Source organism: Proteus genomosp. 4 str. ATCC 51469 (assembly GCF_003144375.1).
Classification (GTDB): domain Bacteria; phylum Pseudomonadota; class Gammaproteobacteria; order Enterobacterales; family Enterobacteriaceae; genus Proteus.
In genome coordinates, this window is record NZ_PENV01000004.1 from 23,012 (window position 1) to 43,415 (window position 20,404).

Genomic DNA, 20,404 nt, shown 5'->3' on the forward strand with positions numbered 1-20,404 from the left:
AAATAAAACACAGCAATTTACCTAAAAGGAACACATTATGTATCAACATCGCGATTGGGAAGGTGCGTTACTTGATTTCCCTGTCAATAAAGTCATTTGTGTTGGTAGTAACTATGCAAATCACATTAAAGAGATGGGTTCAGTTCGTTCAGAAGAACCAGTGATTTTTATCAAGCCAGAAACTGCTATGTGCGATCTTCGACAACCTATTGCAATTCCAAAAGATATGGGTGCCGTTCATCACGAAATTGAATTAGCTGTACTTATTGGTCAACCGCTCAAACAAGCCAATGAAGATCGTGTTGATCGCGCAATTGCAGGTTTCGGTATTGGTCTTGATCTTACGTTACGTGATTTACAAGGTAAATTGAAAAAAGCAGGACAACCATGGGAAAAAAGTAAAGCGTTTGACGGCTCTGCACCGCTGTCAGGTTTTATTCCCGTCAATTCTTTTGGTGATCCACAAAATGCCGATTTAATGTTACGTGTTAATGACGAGATTCGTCAGCAGGGTAACAGTCGTGATATGCTTACTCCTGTTTTACCCCTTATCAGCTATATGTCTCGCTTTTTTACCCTACGTCCTGGTGATGTGATTTTAACGGGAACACCTGAAGGTGTTGGCCCTCTAGAATCGGGTGATATGTTGGTATTAAGTGTTAACGAGCATCAGCTGACAACGCGGGTTATTTAATTCGTATCAGATGAGCAATAAGGTAATAACGTAGAGATGACAAAGGCTTTTTGGCAGACTAAAACATTAGATGAAATGAGTGATGATGAGTGGGAATCACTTTGTGACGGATGTGGACAATGTTGTTTACACAAGTTAATGGATGATGATACCGACGAAATATATTTTACCAATGTCGCTTGTAATCAACTTAATATTAAGACCTGCCAATGCAGTAATTACGAAGATCGTTTCCGTTATGAGCCAGATTGTATCAAGCTTACACGGTATAATTTACCGACATTTGAGTGGTTACCACTGACATGTGCGTATCGTCTTCTTGCTGAAGGCAAAACATTACAAAGTTGGCATCCACTTATTGCGGGAAATAAAGCAAAAATGCACCAAGGTAATATATCTGTAAGGTATATTGCAGTGCCAGAAACGGAAGTTGAAGATTGGGAAGATCATATTCTTAATCGTCCGAAAGGGCGTGGTTAATTAAAACCCAAAAACTTTGCGTGTTATAAATTAGAAAAAGCCCTAAAAGGGCTTTTTCTATTTAAATATGAATTGTCTTTTCTCCGAATATAGCGGCTTGCCCGCCAACACTAACACGAAGAATTTCTTGAGCGTGTGAATTAATCGTCACTTCAAGCAACGATGAGCATCCCATCGCCCGACCTTGTTCTAAAAGAAAATAAGTTTCATTAGGAAAAACGTAATTGACCAAATAGCAGCCTAATGCTCCACTAGAACTGCCTGTTGCGGATTCTTCATTAATACCATACAAAGGCGCAAAGTTTCGGCAATGAGCTGTAATGGCGGTATCTTGGCTTAATTCAAATACGTGAAAACCAATGGTGTCAAATTCACGACTTAGGTTTGCAATCGCATCAAAGTTGGGTTGTAAAGTATCTAGTGAACCTGGTTGCACAGGCACAATGATATCGTGTAAACCTGTTGAAATGATCGTAATAGGTAAGCCTGTTTTTTCAATAACATCACGGTCTACACCCAACGCTGTGGCGACAACATCAATATTAGGACCTTGACGCATAACAGGACGTGTTTGCTCCATAACAATACTTTGTGAGTTTACTGCGACACTTAGAATACCCGCTTTTGTTTTTTGCGTGTAACTACCCGACTCAATGAGATTAAGTGAGGCCAGAGTATAGAAAGTGGCTAATGTTGCGTGCCCACAAAAATCAACTTCTCCTTCTGGAGTGAAAAAATCAACCTTAAAATCTGTCTCTTTGGCTGTATAGACAAATGCTGTTTCAGAAAAACCAACTAAACGCGCGATCTCTATTTTTTGTGTATCACTTAGATTAGGGGGATTAAGTACGACACCTGCAGGGTTACCTCCAGAATTATTTCGAGTAAATGCGTTTACAAGGTATACCTTTATTTCGTGCTCAATAGGGAGGATGGTGCTGTTTTGCATATGGATTTCTCGTGTTATAACCCAACTCAATGTAAATCTTTTATATAAAGTTTAATATAGTTAATTATTGGTAAGTTATAGTTTTATATAGTAAAAAATGATGATAGTTCTTATCTATTAGATTTTGAATAATAATACATACGAAAAAATAAAGCTCTAGGGTCTACTCACTGATTAGAAGTATTAATAATTCAAGAGCAACAAGAAAATTGTGATGTAAATAATTATCTCTTTGTTAATGAAAAAAAGATAAATTTTTCTATCTATAAAGATATATTTAGAAAACATATTGACATAATAAGAATTATATCCCATGATTATTCTCATGGTGGAAATTTAGTCTTTACCAAACCTAATAAGTTTTAAACCTCGCTTAATGCGGGGTTTTTTGCTTTTGGGGACAGTGAAAATAAATATCCACCATGAACGGTGTTTGTAATATTTGATGTTTAGATTTTTTACTCATCGTTTTTATTTCTTAGCAAAATTCTGAGCTGTAAATTGTGATTAAAAATAGCCTCATTAATACGATGGGGCTTTTGTGTTGCAGTTTATAGCTGGAATACATCATTGAGAGAAAATAGGATTTTTCTCTTTTAACAAAAAGCTCGCTTCGGCGAGTTTTTTTGTTTCTTCATTTTAAAAAGGAATTTTATATGAAACGTATTACACCTATTATTTTATCATTTCTTATGATCTCCACCAGTTATGCGAATACCGATATAACTGTTGAACCTAATGCTAATGTTAGATCTTCATTGTTAACTTCGGATCGTGATATTTCCAAACGTTCAATGAATGATGAAAATTGTGGCATTGGTTGCCCATTAGGAGGAAGTGAAACCACTATTCAAAGAGATGTTTATACATTAAATAATAATAGCGAAACCAAGTTTGCAGACTGGGTTGCTTATTTAGTAACTAAAGACAGCATCGGTAGTGGTAAAGCACGTAACTGGAAAAAAGATCCGGCTTTAGGCAATGATGAAACCTTATCGCCAGCGGATTACAAAAATGCCAATGCCACATTAAAAGTTGACCGTGGTCATCAGGCGCCTTTAGCTTCATTGGCTGCATTACCGGGTTGGAGTGCACTTAACTATCTTTCTAATATCACACCACAGAAAGCAGATCTAAACCAAGGTGCATGGGTGCGATTAGAAGATCAAGAGCGTAATTTGGCAAAAGCAGGCCACAAAGTCTTTACAGTGACAGGCCCTATCTATGAAAGAGATATGGGTAAATTGCCAAGTACAGATAAAGATCACACAATTCCAAGTGCTTATTTTAAAGTGGTTTTTCTAAATGATTCACCAGAAAATTCTTCTTATGCGGCGTTTATTATGGATCAACAAACACCGAAAAAAGCAGATTTTTGTGAATTCCAAGTAACGGCGGAAGAAGTGGAAGCACGAACAGGTTTAACACTTTGGAGCCAGTTACCTGAAAGCGCTCAAGATGTAAAATCTCAAGCTGGTGAGTTAGTTAAAAAAATGGGGTGTACGGTATTAAAGTAATTATTTAAACCTGCATACTAATAATAAAAGGTCACTTTATTTAGTGACCTTTTTCAATAAAATTAACTATTTTCTAAATTAATGAGCTGATGGCGTTGATTAAAGAATTTTTTATAGGTTAAGTAACATGCAATTATAGTCGAAATACTGGCTGTTGCCATTAACATAAACGTCACCATAATTTGATATTTCACGGCTTGTAATGGATCAACACCTGCAAAAATGAGCCCTGACATCATACCTGGTAAACTGACAATACCGACGGTTTTTGCTGCATCAACCGTTGGGATTAATGAAGATTTAATACTGTCTCTGATAATACTCATTGAGGCTAGTTTAGGGGTAGCTCCAAGACTTAACATCTCTTGTAATTGCTGTTGCTGATTTTGAAAACGTTGCCCTAAATTATTATAACAAAGACCAGTAGCTATCATTGCGTTACCTGCAATCATTCCGGTAATAGGGATGATTTGTATAGGAGTAAAAGCAATCGAACTAGTGAGTAATAAAATAGTTAGGGTTAATAGTGCCCCGGTGGTAATAGCCGTAAAAGAGATAAGAAATATATCTTTAATATATTTACTGCGTTTTTTGGCGTTATGTGCTGCGTTATAACAGATAAATAGCACCATTAAAAAGGTGAGAATAAAATGGTCTACATGGAATATATAGGTCAATACATAGCCAACAATTAAGAGTTGGATAATAGCTCTAGCGGTACTCCAAATAATATCTTTTTCTAATGATAATTTTTCTTTACGGCTAATTAGAATAGCTACAAGAACGAGTAAAAGTGAGAAAATAAGAGATTCATTGCTAATCGTATGTTCGTTCATAATATTATGTTCGCTCATAACAAAAAGGTGACTGATAAAGAATCAGGCATCATTGTGAGAAGGTAATAAAATCACATCATCAGCGTGTTTTATTTCATTTTGATCGTGAGTGACCCATAACACGGCGAGATTTTGATCTTTAACATAGTGGTGAATAATGTCATTTACTTTTGTTTTATTATCTTCATCTAATGCACTTGTTATTTCATCAAGCAATAAGATTTTAGGCATAAATTGCAGATTTCTTATTAATGAAATACGTTGTTTTTCACCACCAGAAAGCTCGTTGATCCCTTTTTTCATAATAGATATGGGCAAGCAAAAATAATCTAAATCGTGTGCCAGTTTTTTGTCATCCACAGAAAGTTTTCGTAATAAATAAGGAAACTTAAGGTTATCGTAAACAGTTTCACCAAATAACATCGGAGTTTGTGTACAGTAAGAAACTTGCTGACGATACGCTTCTGGTGAGAGAGTTAAATAATTTTTCTTTTCGAAGAAAATGCTACCGCTGGTGGGGGATAGCAGAGAGGAAATAAGCTTAAGTAAGGTACTCTTACCACACCCCGAAGGGCCTGTAATAAGTTTAAATTCAGAAGGCTGAAGTTCAAAATTTACGTTGTCGAGGATAGTTTTGTTGTCAATTCGATAGCCTATTTTATCAAGCCGTAAAAGTGCAGTTGTGCTTTCCATTCTTATCCTAATTATAGAAGAGAGAATAGTTATCATTATACAGAAATAGTGATATAAAAATCCTGTTTTAAGTCAGTTATTAAGCTATTTCACAAATAGCGTATACCATTGCTGTATATCTCTGATTATTTCACTTGTTAAACGTTCGCCTTGTTCATTATAAAATCCATGATCTAATTTATCGTATTTAATAAATTTCACATTAGGTTGGTTAATATCTTGGCTTAGTTGATGGAAGCTATCAACGTTTACATTTATGTCATTGAGTGTTTGAATAATTAAGATAGGGGGGTGTTGATTGCTTTTAATTACTTTAAGTAAATCAATAGTAAAAAATTGTTGCCACCATATTTTGCTGTGTTCGCTTATAAATTGTTCATCATCAATTTGATTATTTTTTATCGCATCAGCAAATTGCTGAAAGCCCTTTACAGCATCTTCAACGTGTTCTTTCGGTGTGGTATGACGGATATTATAAAGAACATCATCAAGAAAAAAACGACCGCCTCCATTTATTGCAATAGCGGCTTTAATATCATTGCGTTTAGCTATCACTAAATGCACCATCGTAGCGCCTTCACTTCCACCAATTAAAATAATATTTGGGTACTGCGATGATAATTTATTTAAAACGACTTCATAATCTTCAAGTCGTTGCTTCGGATTATCATGACGCTTATAGCTTATAGGACAATTAAGACGTTCATCATTATATTGAGAATAGGGCAATTGGGCTGTAATACCGTATTTTTCTACCATTAAAACATCACTATCAGGTAACCATTTGCCAAATGTTTCTTGAATAAACATGTTGTTTTTAACGCTATTACAGTCAGAGCCTTGCATTAACACTATCACACTATCAGAGTTTGATTTTTTTCAGCTCGTTTATCCAAGTAATAGTTAATTTCACTACCATCTTTGCGTGGAAGTAGATGTGTCGATATTTCGGCATAACCTGTAAAAGAAGGAAGCAAAAAAGTAGAGAGAAAAAATAGAAGTGAAGTGCGCACGATGACCTTATTAATTTTTATAGAGATACAGATCAGGTGATTTAAATTAAGTATAACTTTTAAATGAGTAAAGTTTCTTATAAAAAGAAAGGGTAAAAAGCCTGAAATATTCAGGCTTTTTAGTACAGCTATCAGTGAATTGGAACGAAATAATCTATTTCTAAGGTTTTTGGTAATTCCATTAAATCGATATCTGTTTCTATACTGATATACTTTTCGATATCAGCTCCTAAACGACGGCATAGACCTAAAGCAGGAAGTGTATAAAAGTAAATTTTCATCGCAAATTGCTTATATTCTTCCAGTGTCCCTTTAAATTGAAATCTTACATAACGACCCGATCCTATAAGTTTTTTTCTAAAGCCACTCGTTTTTGTAAAATGATCTAAGCTATTTAAGCCAATCTCATAGTCAATTTGGATTTTATTTTTACGCAACGTATTAGGTTGATATGAAATCAGTACTGTACTTTCTGTAAAGTTCTTATCGGTATACAGTAAAAAATCATTCCAAAATTGATGGCGAATATCTTCATGTAATTTTCCAATATCTTCGATAGAACAAAAATATTGGTATTGCATGCCATAAACATAACTTTCTGGCAGATCCATAATCTTAGGAATGGGCAAATCAGTGACATCAAAATTAATTGGTGGTTGAAAATTATCACCACAAAGATTATCAAGTTTGCGGTATTCAGTGGGTGTGACACCAAACGTGGCTTTAAAACGACGCGTGAATGATTGCTGAGAATCAAACTGATAACGTAGTGCCACTGTCAGAATAGGCAATTTTGTTAAACGTAATTCGGTTGCTGCTTTTGTTAAGCGTCGCCCACGGATATATGAAGCCAATGTTAAACCTGTAGCCTGCTTAAATACTCGTTGTAAATGCCATTTTGTATAGCCAGATTTAATCGCAACATCATCAAGTAGCAACGGTTTTTCCAGATTTACCTCAATCCAGAGAAGAAGTTCTTTGATAATTTCTATATTAAATGTGGATAAGGTATTTAAGGGAGCAAACCCATTGTACGGAGATGACATGATAATTTCCTGAAAATATTTTGTTCAGTTTACACGAAACTGATACCCATATATTATTACATACTTATGGTATGTTTTAAGGGTTTTATCATGAAAATAAAATCACGGCAACAAGAGAATTCAGAGCAAACACGCACAGCATTACGTGAAGCAGCGCAAGAACTATTTATAAATCAAAACTATTGTGATGTTTCCATAGATGAAATATCACGTCACGCAAGAGTGACGAAAGGGGCGTTTTATCATCATTTTAGTAATAAGAAAGCGTTGTTAAAAGAGTGCTATCTTTTTCAAGTTGATAACGTTATGAAGCAACTAGTTAAAATTCCTATTTATGATGATAAATGGCAAGAGCTTGAGGCTATTTTTAGTTTTTGTGTTGATCATATCTACCAAAATAAAGACAAGCTTATTCCGCTACAAGAGATTATTTCAGTTTTAGGTTGGAAAGAGTGGGATGAAATAGATGCACAAATTCTTATTCCTCGAATCAAATTCTGCGTAGAAACACTCTATTCTAAGCAAGAAATTTGCACTTACTCTCCTGATGTTGTCGTTAATTTAATCTATGGTTTTCTCACACATATTGCGATTAACTTAAAAAATGAAGCCACATTACCAGAAAATGCCTGCAAGGATTTTAAGAAGATCTTTTTTGATTTTTTGATGGGGATAAAACAAGCTTCAACAAATGCGAAAAATAATCAATAGCACAAAAAGTAGAGTGACTTGATGTACATTGGAACAAGATTATAAAACTTAAGGATACGCATGTTATGTCAATAGAAGTACCTAAAAGCCATTTCACTGCAACAGGTATTGTATTTAATCAACAGGGGCAATTTCTTTTCCATTTACATCCTAAGATAGGATATTGGCTACCACCAGGAGGCCATATCGAAGAAAACGAAGAACCACAAAATGCCGTATTAAGAGAAATAGAAGAAGAAACGGGATTATTGTGTGAGTGCTTGTGCTACCAGCCAGAATTTAACCTTGGTTTAAATCTTGATTTAAATAATGGTGATGTTATTGAGCTTGTTAAACCCCTCGCTATTTTAAAAGAACCTATTCACGATAAAAAACAAGGATTTCATTATCACATTGATATGATTTACCTTTGCAAACCGCTAAAAAATAGTCAATTGGCAAATAAATCTTTCCAATGGCTTTCTTTAGATGAACTAAAAAAAAGAAAAGCACCGTTGAATGTGATAAGACTTATTGAACTAACTGAAAAGTTATTAATAGAAAAAATTATTTAAATTTCTCAATAAAACTAAATTAATCCTAATAAATAAGCAATAAAGACGGTTTTTAGAAACTGTCTTTTTTTATTTGGAAATAAATCATCTTTAATATTTGATATAAATTAACACTGTAATTAAATAAATTAATGATAATAAGTAAATACACTTATTTTTTAATAAGATAAAAACAAATAAAAAAAGTATAAAAACTAAAAAATATTTAATAAATTATCTTTTTCTGAGTAAAATCAGCATCATTGCGGGATATTATAGAGTTAATTTATCTCTGGCTGGATAAAACAATCGTTTATTTGGTAAATGAAAAATGCTTTTCACTGCACTCTAAAGTTTTCTCTCATTATTACCGACATTATAAGCAAAGGCAGATCTTACGTGCCTTTATATTCTAATGAGTAAATTTTAGCCTTATTTTATTACACCAGGGAATACACTCTTTGTCAGAGAAAGAGTGCATTCTGATATCTTACAAATGTACAGATAAAAAACTCTGTATATTTTGATGGAATATGACCATGTTTAAAAATATCAGTATAGAAAAGACCGTTAAGGTCATGCTGGCCATTTTATTTGCGTTGATTATGAGCATTATTTATTTTAGTTATGATGCTTCCACTCGATCTTATAATAATTTCGTTTCATCAAATAGCCTAAGCCAGCAAATGTTACTAATGGGCAAAGCTCGATATCAAATGGCTGTGATAAGGGCAAATATTAATGGCTTAGATGGGCAATTAAGAGTTAATGAAAAACCATCTGCAAAATATTTTCATCAAACAGCTGAGTATATTGAAATTACCCGTGAAGAGATCCACCGTTGGGCAGATGCTGAAAAGTTAACGATGGAAGGGCGTGAAATAGCAGATGATATGACAAAACGCTTTGATGAACTGCTTGATATTTTTACGGGAGCGTTAGAACGATTGCGTCGAGGTGAGCTGACAACACATTCTGCTAGCGTAAAAATGGACGAGCTAAATGATATCACCATGCAATATTATGCTGTGGCTAATGGTATTGAAAATAGCTATATCGATATTGCAAAAGTATCACAAGAACGCTTAATGATAGTGTCGATCACAACTGGCATTATCGTTATTCTATTATTTATCTTTATATTACGTTGGTTCTCTCATACCTTTATTGGCAATATCAAAATACTTATCGATATTTTTAGTAAGATGAGCCAAGGTGATTTAAGTATGCGAGTGGATAATCATGGGACTAATGAATTTGGTCAATTATTCAATGAAATGAATAAGATGAAAAATTCACTCAGCCACATGATCTCTTCTGTCAAAAATGCTGTTAATACCATTAGTGTGAGTGCAAGCGAAATTGCGACAGGAAACACTGATTTATCTTCTCGTACCGAAGAGCAAGCAAGTGCATTACAAGAAACGGTTGCAAGTATGGAGCAAATTAAAACAACAGTTGAAAAAAATGCGGATAATTCACGAGAAGCCAGTAAATTAGCTCTAACAGCGACAAGCTCTGCTCAAAATGGGGAGAGTGTTATGGATAGCGTGGTAGAAACCATGTCTTCAATCTCTGAAAGTGCGAAGAAAATCGCAGATATTAATGACATCATTAATAGCATTGCAAACCAAACCAATATTTTATCATTAAATGCTGCCGTTGAAGCTGCTAGAGCTGGTGAGCAAGGTCGTGGATTTACCGTTGTTGCATCGGAAGTGCGTAATTTAGCAAGTCGCAGTGCAGAAGCCGCCAAAGAGATTAATGAACTGATCACCCATTCTGTTAATAAAGTACATGTAGGCTCTCAGCAAGTGGCTCAAGCGGGTCGTTCGATGTCAGAGATCGTTACGACAATTAATCAAGTAAATGATTTTATGCAACAGATTGCCCTTGCTTCTAATGAGCAGAGTATGGGGATCAATCAAATTGCGTTAGCAGTCAGTGAGATGGATACTGTGACGCAGCAAAATGCGGCATTAGTTGAAGAATCAGCAGCAATTACAGCCAATATGGATGATGAAGCCCATCAGTTAGCTAAATTGGTTTCACAATTTAAAGTTGATGAAGATAACGAAAAATTATCTCGTTTTGGTGTTACAAAATCGGCTGATGTTCTCGATACCCAAGAGAAATAAATACAACATTGCTCGCTGATAAAAAAGCCCCCTTGGCTAAATTATGCCGAAGGGGGCTTTTGCTTTTTTATTACTTTTAATCTGAATGCTGAGTATTACGCTTTAATCTGGTTTATACAGGTATTGCCTGAAGAAACTTCTTTAATATTATGTAATGTAGTTTCACTAATACTAATCAAGGCTTCTTCTGTTAAGAATGCTTGATGCCCTGTAAATAACACATTATGACAAGATGAAAGGCGACGGAAAATATCGTCTTGAATAACGTCATTGGATTTATCTTCAAAGAAAAGATCACGTTCATTCTCATAAACATCCATACCCAATGCACCAATTTTTCCTTGTTTTAAAGCATTAATCGCTGCAGCAGAGTCAATTAATGCACCACGGCTGGTGTTAATAATCATCACGCCGTCTTTCATTTGTGCAAAAGCAGATTCATTTAATAAATGGTGGTTATCTGCGGTTAATGGACAATGTAATGAAATCACATGAGAGTTTTCATAAATTGTAGCTAAATCGACATATTCAGCACCTAAATCAAGTACGGCTTGATTTGGGTAAGGATCATAGGCTAGTAATTTCATACCAAAGCCTTTTAATATGCGTAATGTTGCTAACCCAATTTTGCCTGTGCCAATAATACCGGCAGTGCGATTATGCATATTAAAGCCAGTTAGGCCTTCTAATGAGAAGTTTGCATCACGAGTACGCTGATAAGCTCTGTGTATACGACGATTTAAGGAGAGCATCATACCAACAGCATGTTCTGCAATAGCCTCTGGTGAATAGGCTGGCACACGGACAACAGTGATACCCAATTCAGCGGCTGCATCTAAGTCAACATTATTAAAGCCCGCACAGCGTAAAGCAAGTATGCGAATATTAAGGCTAGCAAGTTCTTGCAAAACCGCGCGATTGGCATCGTCATTGACGAAGATACAAACAGCATCTGCGCCAACGGCATTTTTTGCGGTTTGTTCTGTCAAATTAAAATCGAAATATTCAATATCATAATGATATCCATTATGCTGATTGACCCATTCCATGTGTTTACGATCATAATGTTTAGTACTATAGGAAACGATTTTCATCCAGTTTTCTCTACTCTCGATTAAAATTTTGTTCAGAGACTGGAAAAACAAGAATTATCCAGCCCCAATATGAAAGAAATTAATACTATCATTATAAACAATTTAACGAGGTAAGTGGATGATTCAGGTTTGTTTAAAAGGAATATGATGTGTTGTTAAGAAAAACAATCAAATGGACAGGGACGATACTGGTAGGTATAGGCCTAATCGGTACGGCGTTGTGGGTGTCTATCCCTCGTTGGTTGCCTGTTATTGCAAAATCTTACCTACCTGAAGGAGTCTCTCTTTCATTATCTCAGCCTCAATTACAGCGAACAGGCATTTCTATTGAAAATATTGCATTAACGACAGCCCATTGTACTTTAGCAAATATTGACAACTTTGCTTTTTCTTATCGAAAAGAACAGATTGATAAACTGCAATTTAATAGCCAGCAGCTCAGTATTGATGAACATTGTTTTTCAACGATGCCACCTAATAAACAGGAAGAAACAGCAACAGTGCCTGTTGAGATAAATTCATTATTAACATCGATACCTTACTTAGCCGTCAATGTAGAAAATGTATTTTTAAAAGAAAATACTCGCTATCAAGGTGCGCTACAGCTAAAGACACAACAAGGTGGCCGATTAGTGACGTATCAAGGAGAAAATGTTCAACTTGGTATTTTTATTAGAGACAATAAATGGCTGGATATAAAGCAGTTTAAAATAAATTTACCTGATGACAATAATATTGAACTTGCTGCTGAAATAGCATTACCCCTTGATATTACCTCATTACCTGAAAAAGGTACTATTGATGCGACTTTATTAACCTCGCATTATGCTTATCCCTTAGTTCTTATTCTTGAATGGGTAGGACAATCAGGCACTATTTCACTTGCTGAACAAGGGGGAGGCCATGCATTAGCTCTGCTACCTTGGCATGTTACTCCCGAAAATATAAAGATTGAACAAGGTCGTTGGGAATGGTTTGGACTAGATCAGCCATTACGTGGTGGCGTTAATATTAATATTGCCCAATGGCAAAAAGGCCTGTCTGATTTAAGATTAACTGCAAGATTAAATGTAATGACAGAAGGTAATGCTGGAAAAGGAAATTTAGTTATTTCAATTCCTGAAACAGCTGTAAATATACTAGATGCACATATTCCTATTCAGATTACTGGTGTGGTTAATAAACAATTAATGCAAGCCAGTGCGCAATTACCTGTTTTCGTGACGGGAGCATTAGCTGATCCTACGATTGAATTTCAATCTGGTTCATTACTTCGCTTTAAAGGCCCATTAACTGAAACGCTCACTATAAAAGATGCACGTTTACCATTAGCAGGAACAACATTTTCATCAAAAGGTTTTAACGGACGTTTAAATGCAATTGTTGTCGCACAAGACAGTATTTGGGGCGACTATCGTATTCATTTTCAAGGTAAAGCAATTGATTTTTTACCTGATAATGGAACGTGGCAATGGCGTTATTGGGGGGAAGGAAACTTATTGCCTTTAAAAGCTCGTTGGGATATTGCTGGTACAGGGTATTGGGCTGATAAATTGGTCAGTTTTGAAAAGCTTAATACAGGGTTTGATGTTTTAAAATACCAACATACAACGATGACTGCACCTCGATTATCTTTAGAGAGCCCATTTCGTTGGGTAAGAGACGAGAAAAAACCAACATTTGGTGGAAAATTAAAATTAACCAGTCAACGTATAGACTTTCCTGCTGGTGGTTTTCTAGATAAAACCGATTTTATTGCCACAATCAATGGTAAATCACCCTTTAATTTTAATATGAAAGGTGAATTAAGTGCCAAACCCAATATAGGACCAATTGCAATTAATACGCGTTGGGATGGTGCTAGGCTGAGAGGGCAAATGCGTTGGCCTTCACAACCAATAAATGTTTTTCAATCTTTAGTGCCAGAAGATTTAGGAATTACTCTTGATAAAGGAGAACTCTATACTCAAGCAGATTTTTCTATTGCACCAGAACAAGGTTTAATTGCTGGAGGACATCTTGTTGTTAAGCAAGGAGGAATGTGGCTTAAAGATGGGGTTTTAGAAGGGTTAGATTTTATTTTACCTTGGCGTTTAAACGGTGATGAATGGCAACTTGGTGTTAAACAGCCTGTTCAGTTACGAATAAAGCGTGTTAATAATCTTTTTGAAATGACCAATATTACAGCTGATCTTCAAGGTTTTTATCCGGCAACAGAAAATAAACCATTAGTTTTATCCAATGTGAATGTGGCTATGCTTGATGGAACCATTTCATTGGCAAAACTCACTATTCCACAACGAGATGCGGCAATTATTTCTCTTGATAATATTCAATTAAGTCATCTATTCACTTTATTAAAAGTGACTCAGTTTGCTGCATCGGGTAAAGTTAGTGGCGAATTTCCATTCTTTATTAACAATAATCAATGGATTATTAAAGATGGATGGCTTGCTAATTCATCTTACTTGACGTTAAGACTTGATAAAGATTTTGTTGATTCAATCGATGATAATAATATGTCAGCAGGTATTGCTATGGCGTGGTTGCGATATTTAGAGATCAGTCGTTCATGGACTCGCGTCAATTTAAGCAATTTAGGTGAGTTAATATTAGAGGCTGAAATTCAAGGAACGAATCCTCTAGAAGATAAACGTCGACAAGTTAATCTCAATTATCGGCACGAAGAAAATATCTTTCAATTATGGCGAAGTTTACGATTTGGCTCACAGTTGGAAGAGTGGTTAGAAAAAAGCTTATCAGATTTAGGGAGTGAGTCAGAGTGAAACCATTATTTTTAAAAAAACTATTTTTATTAACGGCCTTAATGATGGGAATATCAGCGTTAACAGGATGTATTCGACTAGAAGTCGCTACGCCCGATAAGCCGATTAATATTAATATGAATGTTAAAATTGAACATGAGATTAATGTGAAAATAGACAGACAAGTCGAAGATCTCTTGAAAAATAACAGTGCCATTTTTTAAAGGATAAATGATGAATTATAAAAAATATCTCTTAAGCTTTGGTCTAATGATAGCTTTAACTAGTGTAAATGCCATAGCATTAACGCTTGATGAAGCGAGATCACAAGGATTAGTAGGGGAGACCTTTAGTGGCTATATTGAACTTGTGCAGACAAATAACAAACAAGCTCAACAACTTGTTGATGAAATAAATCAAGCTAGAAAAACCAAATATGCTGAAATCGCTAAAACTAATCAGATAACGCCTGAATCTGTGGCTCGATTGGCTGGTGAAAAATTAGTGGCAAGAGCCAATGAAGGTGAGTTTGTTAAAGGCATTAATGGAAAATGGGTAAAAAAATAGCTAAATTAAAAGTTGATATTTAAAAATTATTAGATAAATAAAAAAGCATGAACACTGTAAATAGAGTTCATGCTTTTTATAATTATAATTAAGCATCATCATCAAATATAACCACATCATCATTTATCATGACAGTGAAAAAAATATTTGATTGTATATGACCTGGGTTGGGCGCCATATTATCTTTTTTTACATAATTAACTAAAAAATAAAACTCTGCTGCTCCATCATTTAGTGTTTCAATAAATTCATTTTCTTCATTAAGATTGATGATTTTTTCCTCTATATTATACAATAATTGAAATGCAATATTAGTACTTGCACTATCGCCAACAATCATATTTTTTAGATATCCAGTATTATTATCAATACTGGAATTTTCAATTTTCAAACGAATTTCACCATAACTTTTAGAACAATCGTTTATAACAATAATGATAATTTGATTATCAATATCAGCTAATGTTCCCGCATCAAATGATGAAAAGTCATTTTCATTAACAGAGAATCTATCACTAATGTTTTCATAGATATAATTGATATCACAACTTAAAGAAATATCATGATCACCACGTCTAGCTTTTGATGGTAATGAAAACGATACGAGTAGTAACATAATAATTAAATGGATGGTTTTCTTCATATTTTTTTAATGGAAATAATTTAGTTTAAATACAGTTAATTTCTTTTTTTATTATTGTGGCATTCTTTTCATTATCATTAATTTCATAATTAAATTGACACTGTTTTTCTTCCTCCCATTTTACTTTTACTAATCCACTTTCTGTAACACCAGAAAGAAAAATAACATTATTTTCTGACACTAATCCATGTGATGTAATATTACCCTCAGAGTCTAATACGGTAACTATTGATGCGAAAGGAAGTGGAGTTGTTGATTTAAAAATAATACGATAGCCTATTTTTATAGGAAAAGTTATTTTAGATACTGCACCTAATGTGGGAATAATATTTTTGCTATAAATCTCTGTTTCTGCTTGTTGAGGTAATGTCGCTACATCTAATTTAATGCTATTTATTCGATAAGGTGTAATATTATTTAAAATTAGATTTCCAAAAATATCAGTTTCCATTTTTGATGAAAGTGACGTTTTGATCCCAGATATTCCTTGTGTATTAATTAATGCAAATGTTCTTCCTAAACGAGGTGTAAAAGTAATACCATTAGAATGAAGAACAATTCCTCCATTAATAGAAACATTGTAATTATAACTATCTTCCATTTTATTTGCATTAAATGTGTAAGATTGATAGTTGTTTTGATAACGGACATTGGTAGAAAAACGGTTAGATTTTCTTTTCTCATCATAAGAGTGTTGATAATTTAATGAATATCCTAAATTATAATTAAGTAGAGTCCCTCCGATATTGGTAGTATTGATGTAATGTTTTTTATCATTTTGATAATTTGTTTGATTATTAAACCAATGAAGGTGAGTACTATTGTTCCCCAGTGGCATATGGAGATTAAGTGAGAAGGAATGATCAAAAATAGATCTATCTTTTTTAAAATTATATTTAATATTATAGTTTATTTTATTTATTGAAGATGAGAAAGAAGTACCTAATTCAAAATTTTTAGATGTAGTTTTATATATTTTTTCGTGATACTGAAAAGAAAGATAACCTAAATCACTAAAGTTTTTTGATAAAGAAAATGAATAATTTCTTTTAACACTGTCTTTTTTTTGGAAATTATCTAAATAATGATAAAAAGACATTTCAGAAGTAAAATAAGTTTGTGTTTTTATCATGCTTTTTTGATAACGAAATTGATATTTTAATTTATTCTTATTTTTATCATAACTTAGATCTGTTGCTAAACCGCCCAATATACCTAAATCAAGAGATAGTCCAGATAGATAATTTATATAGTTATCTCGTTTTTTTATTGCGCTATATGAGGTAATTCTTTGGCTAAGACCATAGGAAAATTCACTTAAAAGGAAAATTGAATTTTCTTTATGGCGATTATTGGGTAATGTACCGGAAATTAAATTATATTGATAACTACCTTTATTTAGTTGATTTGGAAGCGATGTAAAGTAATGTGTTGAGATTTTTATTCTTCCATCTGCCTCTTTAACTTCTAAAATGAATTTTTCACTCCCTAATACAGGTAATGAATTTATAATAAAAGGGCCTGGGGGAACAGTAGTTTCATAAATAACTTTGTCACCTTGTTTGATAACTACTTGAGCTTCAGTGTCTGCAATTCCTTCTATAATAGGTTTGTTAGCATAAAGACTATTACTTGAAATTAAATTATTGGATATTAATTGAAAGCCAATTATTTTATCAGTCGGTAATATTCGTGTTGTAGGTGAAAACTTACCTCCATAAAAGAGAGCAGGAAAAGAATTAATTTGTCGATAGGTATATATTGATAAAAGCTTCGATAGATAACGATTTTTATTCCAATCAAAATTATTTTGACTGCGTATGCGCCAAGCACCTAAATTAAGGCCTGTTTGTAAATTAAGTTTTTGTTCTAGAGTTTTTTTTTGATGATGTCTAATTGAATAGGAATATTGGCTAAATAATGCAGGTATTCCATCATCCCAATCTTTTTTATCGATAATATAGTTTTCTTTTTTTATTAATGCTTTTTGTGGAACAATTAAATTCAATTTTTGATTTGAAAAAGAGTATTTGAAATTAATTGAATGATCACTTAAAGGAATTATATCTAGAGGTTCTTTTTTTATTGAATAGAAATTAGTATCAATGCCAAGAGAAATAAAATCATTAATAGAAAGGCAAGGTGTTAACTTGTTTTCTATATTTTTAAAATAAAGGAGTTTTGCCATTTTTTTTCTATTATTGATATGAATAATAGAATGGTAGAAACCTTCAGGTTTTTTATTATCAAGGAGTAATTTTATGGTTTCATTATCAACATTAGAAAATGAATGAGCATAAATTGAGAGTGAGCTATCTTGAGCTATAGTATTTTTGTTATAAATAGAAATTAAAATAAAAAGTGCTACCTTTTTTTTCATATTATTAATAATCATTAATAATCTCCTTGTCTACTGCTTCTATTTCAACTCCATATTGATTAAGTGTTTTCCATTTCACGATCCCGTTTTCTGAAATTTCTTTTTTTGTATTATATTTTTTAAAGGGAGGGATTGTTTTACTTCCATCAATTATTAAAGTTTCATTAAAAGAAATTGAAGATAGAGTAATAAAATAAGGTGTAGGATTGTTTATAATAAACTCATTGTTTTTGTTTTTTAAAAAGGTGATTTTTTCATAAGCATTTGTTGCGTTTTTTTCTATTGATGCAGGTCTGTATATTAAGTTGTAAACGGAATTTATAGAAATATGCAGCATGTTTTTATTGTTGTCTGTGCCTGATAGAATAGGTATTCTCTTAATGTTTATTTTATATAATGTCTCACGATCTTTTTCTTTTATTTCATCGATTTTAAATATTTTTAAAGAAAAACTTTCATTTTTTTCTATTTTAAAAAGAGGAGGGGTTACCATAAAAGGAAGTTCAGTGTTATTTTCTTTATTATAATGTGTGATCCAACTTTGTATAAAATAGTCATTGTTTGTTTTATTATTTATTTCGACTATTTCTTGATTTTTACTATCAATGAAAATAAATTTATCTTTATTTATTTCTATTGATGACTGACTATATGTAGGAAAGATAAAAAACAATATGAAAAACTTAATTTTTTTAAACATATTCTTTTGCTAGTTAAAGTGGAAATTATAAACATTAAAACAAAGCTGGAATGCCAGCTTTGTTAATTTATGGAATTTTAATCTGTGGTAATATCGCTATATATAGCATCAAAAGTTAAAGTGGATGAAACTAGACCTGGTGTTGCATCTTTGTCAGTAGGTTTCATATAGTTAACATTAAATAAAAATTGTGCATTTTTATTTTCTTTGTTTATCTTTGCATTAAATGCATTAGGTTTTTCATTACTTAATTCAATAATACTTTTATCAGTATTAAAAATAGCAATGTCAACATTACTACCGCTGTTGGCTAAATTTTTTAGAAGTGGTTTAGGTTGTTTAGGTATTTTTAATTGTATATTACTAATGTTTCCACTACAGTTAGTAAATTCAATAGAAAGAGGCTGTTCTGGAGTTTTAGCAATATGATCATCATCAAAGTTATTCGCTTGAACAGATGGTAACTCAACGGGTTTTATTGCCTCTAGTTGACATCTAGGGTTTGCTGTAACAGAACCATTAATTGTAATTGTTCCTACACTTTTTTCTGTATATTCAAGAGCATTTGATTGAGCAGATAAAAGAGTTGTAGATAGAATAAATAATGAGAGTATATTTTTTTTCATTGTAAGTTCCATTTATTGAATTAAGAAAATTATTTAATTATTTCTATGTCACTTAAAGCGATTAAATATTATTGATTTATTCTTTATAAATCCAATTTATTTTTTATATAAACATTTATTTATGGTGTGAATAAAAAGATAAAAATTAAAATATGGTTAATAAAATAACCTGTGTTTGAATATTATTTCAAGGGTTTTATTAAAAATAGAATTTATCTCTATTAAGGTTTGTAAATTATAAATTAACTATGATTTTTTTATAAAAGAAAAATAATGTGATAATTATTGCAATGGAATATTAAATTTAGGTATAAAAAAAAGCACCTGAGTAGGTGCTTTAAGAAAAATATCAATTATTATTTTACTGTAATACTTCTTGTATTAATGATTGCATCAATTTCTTTTTGTGCTTGCTGGTGAGATTGCTGTGCGTATTCTTCACCAAAGGCAGTACCTTCAGCCATAATAAATTGTACGTCGTTAATACCAATAAATGCCAAAAATTGTTTTAGGAAAGGAGCGATAAGATCAGAAGGTTGATCTTTATGAACGCCACCACGGCTCGTTAATACAATCGCTTGTTTATCTTCAAGTAAACCTACAGAACCCGCTTCGGTGTATTTAAATGTTTCACCCGCACGAGCGATATAATCAATGTAATGTTTTAACTGTGCCGGAATTGAGAAGTTGTACATTGGTGCAGTGATAACAATGATATCATGTGCTTTTAATTCGCTAATTAATTCATCAGATAATGCTCTGGCAACTTTTTGTTCATCAGATAGCATTGTTGTTTCTTTTCCAAAAGCGAATAGAGTAGCTTGGTCTAAGGTTGGCACCGTATCTTTAGCAAGGTCACGCACAGTAATAACATCATCTTTATGGTTATTCTGCCAATTTTCAATCAAGTAATCAGCCATTTTATTGCTGTGTGAGTAGTTTTCTAAAATGCTAGATTTCAGTACAAGGATCTTTTTCATTATTTTCTCTTGATCTATCAAATATGCTATTTGTTCAAA

Annotated in this window: 20 protein-coding genes; 9 read left to right on the forward strand and 11 right to left on the reverse strand. The window is 33.0% G+C overall.

The window, feature by feature from the left end:
- Positions 1-37 precede the first annotated feature (37 nt).
- On the forward strand, positions 38-694 hold the full coding sequence (locus tag DK866_RS05865; protein ID WP_109408108.1) for a fumarylacetoacetate hydrolase family protein: 657 nt from the start codon (positions 38-40) through the stop codon (positions 692-694).
- A 36-nt stretch (positions 695-730) separates the two neighbouring features.
- On the forward strand, positions 731-1,174 hold the full coding sequence (locus DK866_RS05870; RefSeq protein WP_109408109.1) for a YcgN family cysteine cluster protein: 444 nt from the start codon (positions 731-733) through the stop codon (positions 1,172-1,174).
- Between the two features lie 61 nt (positions 1,175-1,235).
- Here DK866_RS05870 and DK866_RS05875 read toward each other — a convergent pair whose 3' ends face one another.
- A complete protein-coding gene (locus DK866_RS05875; protein WP_109408110.1) occupies positions 1,236-2,123 on the reverse strand; it encodes a PhzF family phenazine biosynthesis protein in 888 nt (295 codons plus the stop codon).
- A 692-nt stretch (positions 2,124-2,815) separates the two neighbouring features.
- On the opposite strand from DK866_RS05875, the gene DK866_RS05880 reads away from it, so the two are divergent.
- Positions 2,816-3,640: a DNA/RNA non-specific endonuclease gene (locus DK866_RS05880; protein ID WP_409076905.1), complete on the forward strand. Its 825-nt coding sequence runs from the start codon at positions 2,816-2,818 to the stop codon at positions 3,638-3,640.
- Positions 3,641-3,702: 62 nt separating this feature from the next.
- Here the strand turns inward: DK866_RS05880 and fetB are convergent, their stop codons facing one another.
- From fetB to DK866_RS20250, 4 genes are all read right to left on the reverse strand, one after another.
- Positions 3,703-4,476 carry an iron efflux ABC transporter permease subunit FetB gene (fetB, locus tag DK866_RS05885; protein WP_109408313.1) on the reverse strand — a complete coding sequence of 258 codons (774 nt, stop codon included), beginning with the start codon at positions 4,474-4,476 and terminating at the stop codon, positions 3,703-3,705.
- 42 nt (positions 4,477-4,518) lie between these two features.
- Complete coding sequence (fetA, locus tag DK866_RS05890; RefSeq protein WP_109408111.1) at positions 4,519-5,169, reverse strand: iron efflux ABC transporter ATP-binding subunit FetA; 651 nt, start codon at positions 5,167-5,169, stop codon at positions 4,519-4,521.
- Between the two features lie 84 nt (positions 5,170-5,253).
- Positions 5,254-6,015 carry an acyl-CoA thioester hydrolase/BAAT C-terminal domain-containing protein gene (locus DK866_RS05895; RefSeq protein WP_244179655.1) on the reverse strand — a complete coding sequence of 254 codons (762 nt, stop codon included), beginning with the start codon at positions 6,013-6,015 and terminating at the stop codon, positions 5,254-5,256.
- Positions 6,016-6,313: 298 nt separating this feature from the next.
- Complete coding sequence (locus DK866_RS20250) at positions 6,314-7,228, reverse strand: helix-turn-helix domain-containing protein (RefSeq protein WP_109408112.1); 915 nt, start codon at positions 7,226-7,228, stop codon at positions 6,314-6,316.
- A gap of 90 nt (positions 7,229-7,318) precedes the next feature.
- Between DK866_RS20250 and DK866_RS05905 the strand changes: the two genes are divergently transcribed.
- From DK866_RS05905 to DK866_RS05915, 3 genes are all read left to right on the forward strand, one after another.
- Positions 7,319-7,939 carry a TetR family transcriptional regulator gene (locus tag DK866_RS05905; RefSeq protein WP_109408113.1) on the forward strand — a complete coding sequence of 207 codons (621 nt, stop codon included), beginning with the start codon at positions 7,319-7,321 and terminating at the stop codon, positions 7,937-7,939.
- Between the two features lie 65 nt (positions 7,940-8,004).
- A complete protein-coding gene (locus DK866_RS05910; protein ID WP_109408114.1) occupies positions 8,005-8,493 on the forward strand; it encodes an NUDIX hydrolase in 489 nt (162 codons plus the stop codon).
- Between the two features lie 518 nt (positions 8,494-9,011).
- Positions 9,012-10,610 carry a methyl-accepting chemotaxis protein gene (locus DK866_RS05915; protein ID WP_109408115.1) on the forward strand — a complete coding sequence of 533 codons (1,599 nt, stop codon included), beginning with the start codon at positions 9,012-9,014 and terminating at the stop codon, positions 10,608-10,610.
- Between the two features lie 95 nt (positions 10,611-10,705).
- On the opposite strand, the gene DK866_RS05920 is transcribed toward DK866_RS05915, so the two are convergent.
- Positions 10,706-11,704 carry a 2-hydroxyacid dehydrogenase gene (locus DK866_RS05920; protein ID WP_109408116.1) on the reverse strand — a complete coding sequence of 333 codons (999 nt, stop codon included), beginning with the start codon at positions 11,702-11,704 and terminating at the stop codon, positions 10,706-10,708.
- A gap of 149 nt (positions 11,705-11,853) precedes the next feature.
- Here DK866_RS05920 and DK866_RS05925 point away from each other — a divergent pair, with 149 nt between their 5' ends.
- From DK866_RS05925 to DK866_RS05935, 3 genes are read left to right on the forward strand one after another with little or no spacing between them, the layout of a single operon-like run.
- Positions 11,854-14,490 (forward strand): YdbH family protein, encoded by a 2,637-nt coding sequence (locus tag DK866_RS05925; protein WP_109408117.1) that lies wholly within the window; start codon positions 11,854-11,856, stop codon positions 14,488-14,490.
- Complete coding sequence (locus tag DK866_RS05930; protein WP_109408118.1) at positions 14,487-14,693, forward strand: YnbE family lipoprotein; 207 nt, start codon at positions 14,487-14,489, stop codon at positions 14,691-14,693. The genes DK866_RS05925 and DK866_RS05930 overlap by 4 nt, the downstream gene beginning before the upstream one ends.
- Before the next feature lie 10 nt (positions 14,694-14,703).
- A complete protein-coding gene (locus DK866_RS05935) occupies positions 14,704-15,036 on the forward strand; it encodes a YdbL family protein (RefSeq protein WP_109408119.1) in 333 nt (110 codons plus the stop codon).
- Positions 15,037-15,124: 88 nt separating this feature from the next.
- On the opposite strand, the gene DK866_RS05940 is transcribed toward DK866_RS05935, so the two are convergent.
- The 5 genes from DK866_RS05940 to DK866_RS05960 form a co-directional block, all read right to left on the reverse strand.
- A complete protein-coding gene (locus DK866_RS05940) occupies positions 15,125-15,679 on the reverse strand; it encodes a type 1 fimbrial protein (RefSeq protein ID WP_162556978.1) in 555 nt (184 codons plus the stop codon).
- A 25-nt stretch (positions 15,680-15,704) separates the two neighbouring features.
- Positions 15,705-18,074 (reverse strand): fimbria/pilus outer membrane usher protein, encoded by a 2,370-nt coding sequence (locus tag DK866_RS05945; protein WP_109408121.1) that lies wholly within the window; start codon positions 18,072-18,074, stop codon positions 15,705-15,707.
- Positions 18,064-18,759 carry a fimbrial biogenesis chaperone gene (locus tag DK866_RS05950; protein ID WP_109408122.1) on the reverse strand — a complete coding sequence of 232 codons (696 nt, stop codon included), beginning with the start codon at positions 18,757-18,759 and terminating at the stop codon, positions 18,064-18,066. Before DK866_RS05950 ends, DK866_RS05945 begins: the two co-directional genes overlap by 11 nt.
- A gap of 77 nt (positions 18,760-18,836) precedes the next feature.
- On the reverse strand, positions 18,837-19,385 hold the full coding sequence (locus tag DK866_RS05955; RefSeq protein ID WP_162556979.1) for a fimbrial protein: 549 nt from the start codon (positions 19,383-19,385) through the stop codon (positions 18,837-18,839).
- 356 nt (positions 19,386-19,741) lie between these two features.
- Positions 19,742-20,365 carry an FMN-dependent NADH-azoreductase gene (locus DK866_RS05960; RefSeq protein ID WP_109408124.1) on the reverse strand — a complete coding sequence of 208 codons (624 nt, stop codon included), beginning with the start codon at positions 20,363-20,365 and terminating at the stop codon, positions 19,742-19,744.
- Positions 20,366-20,404 lie beyond the last annotated feature (39 nt).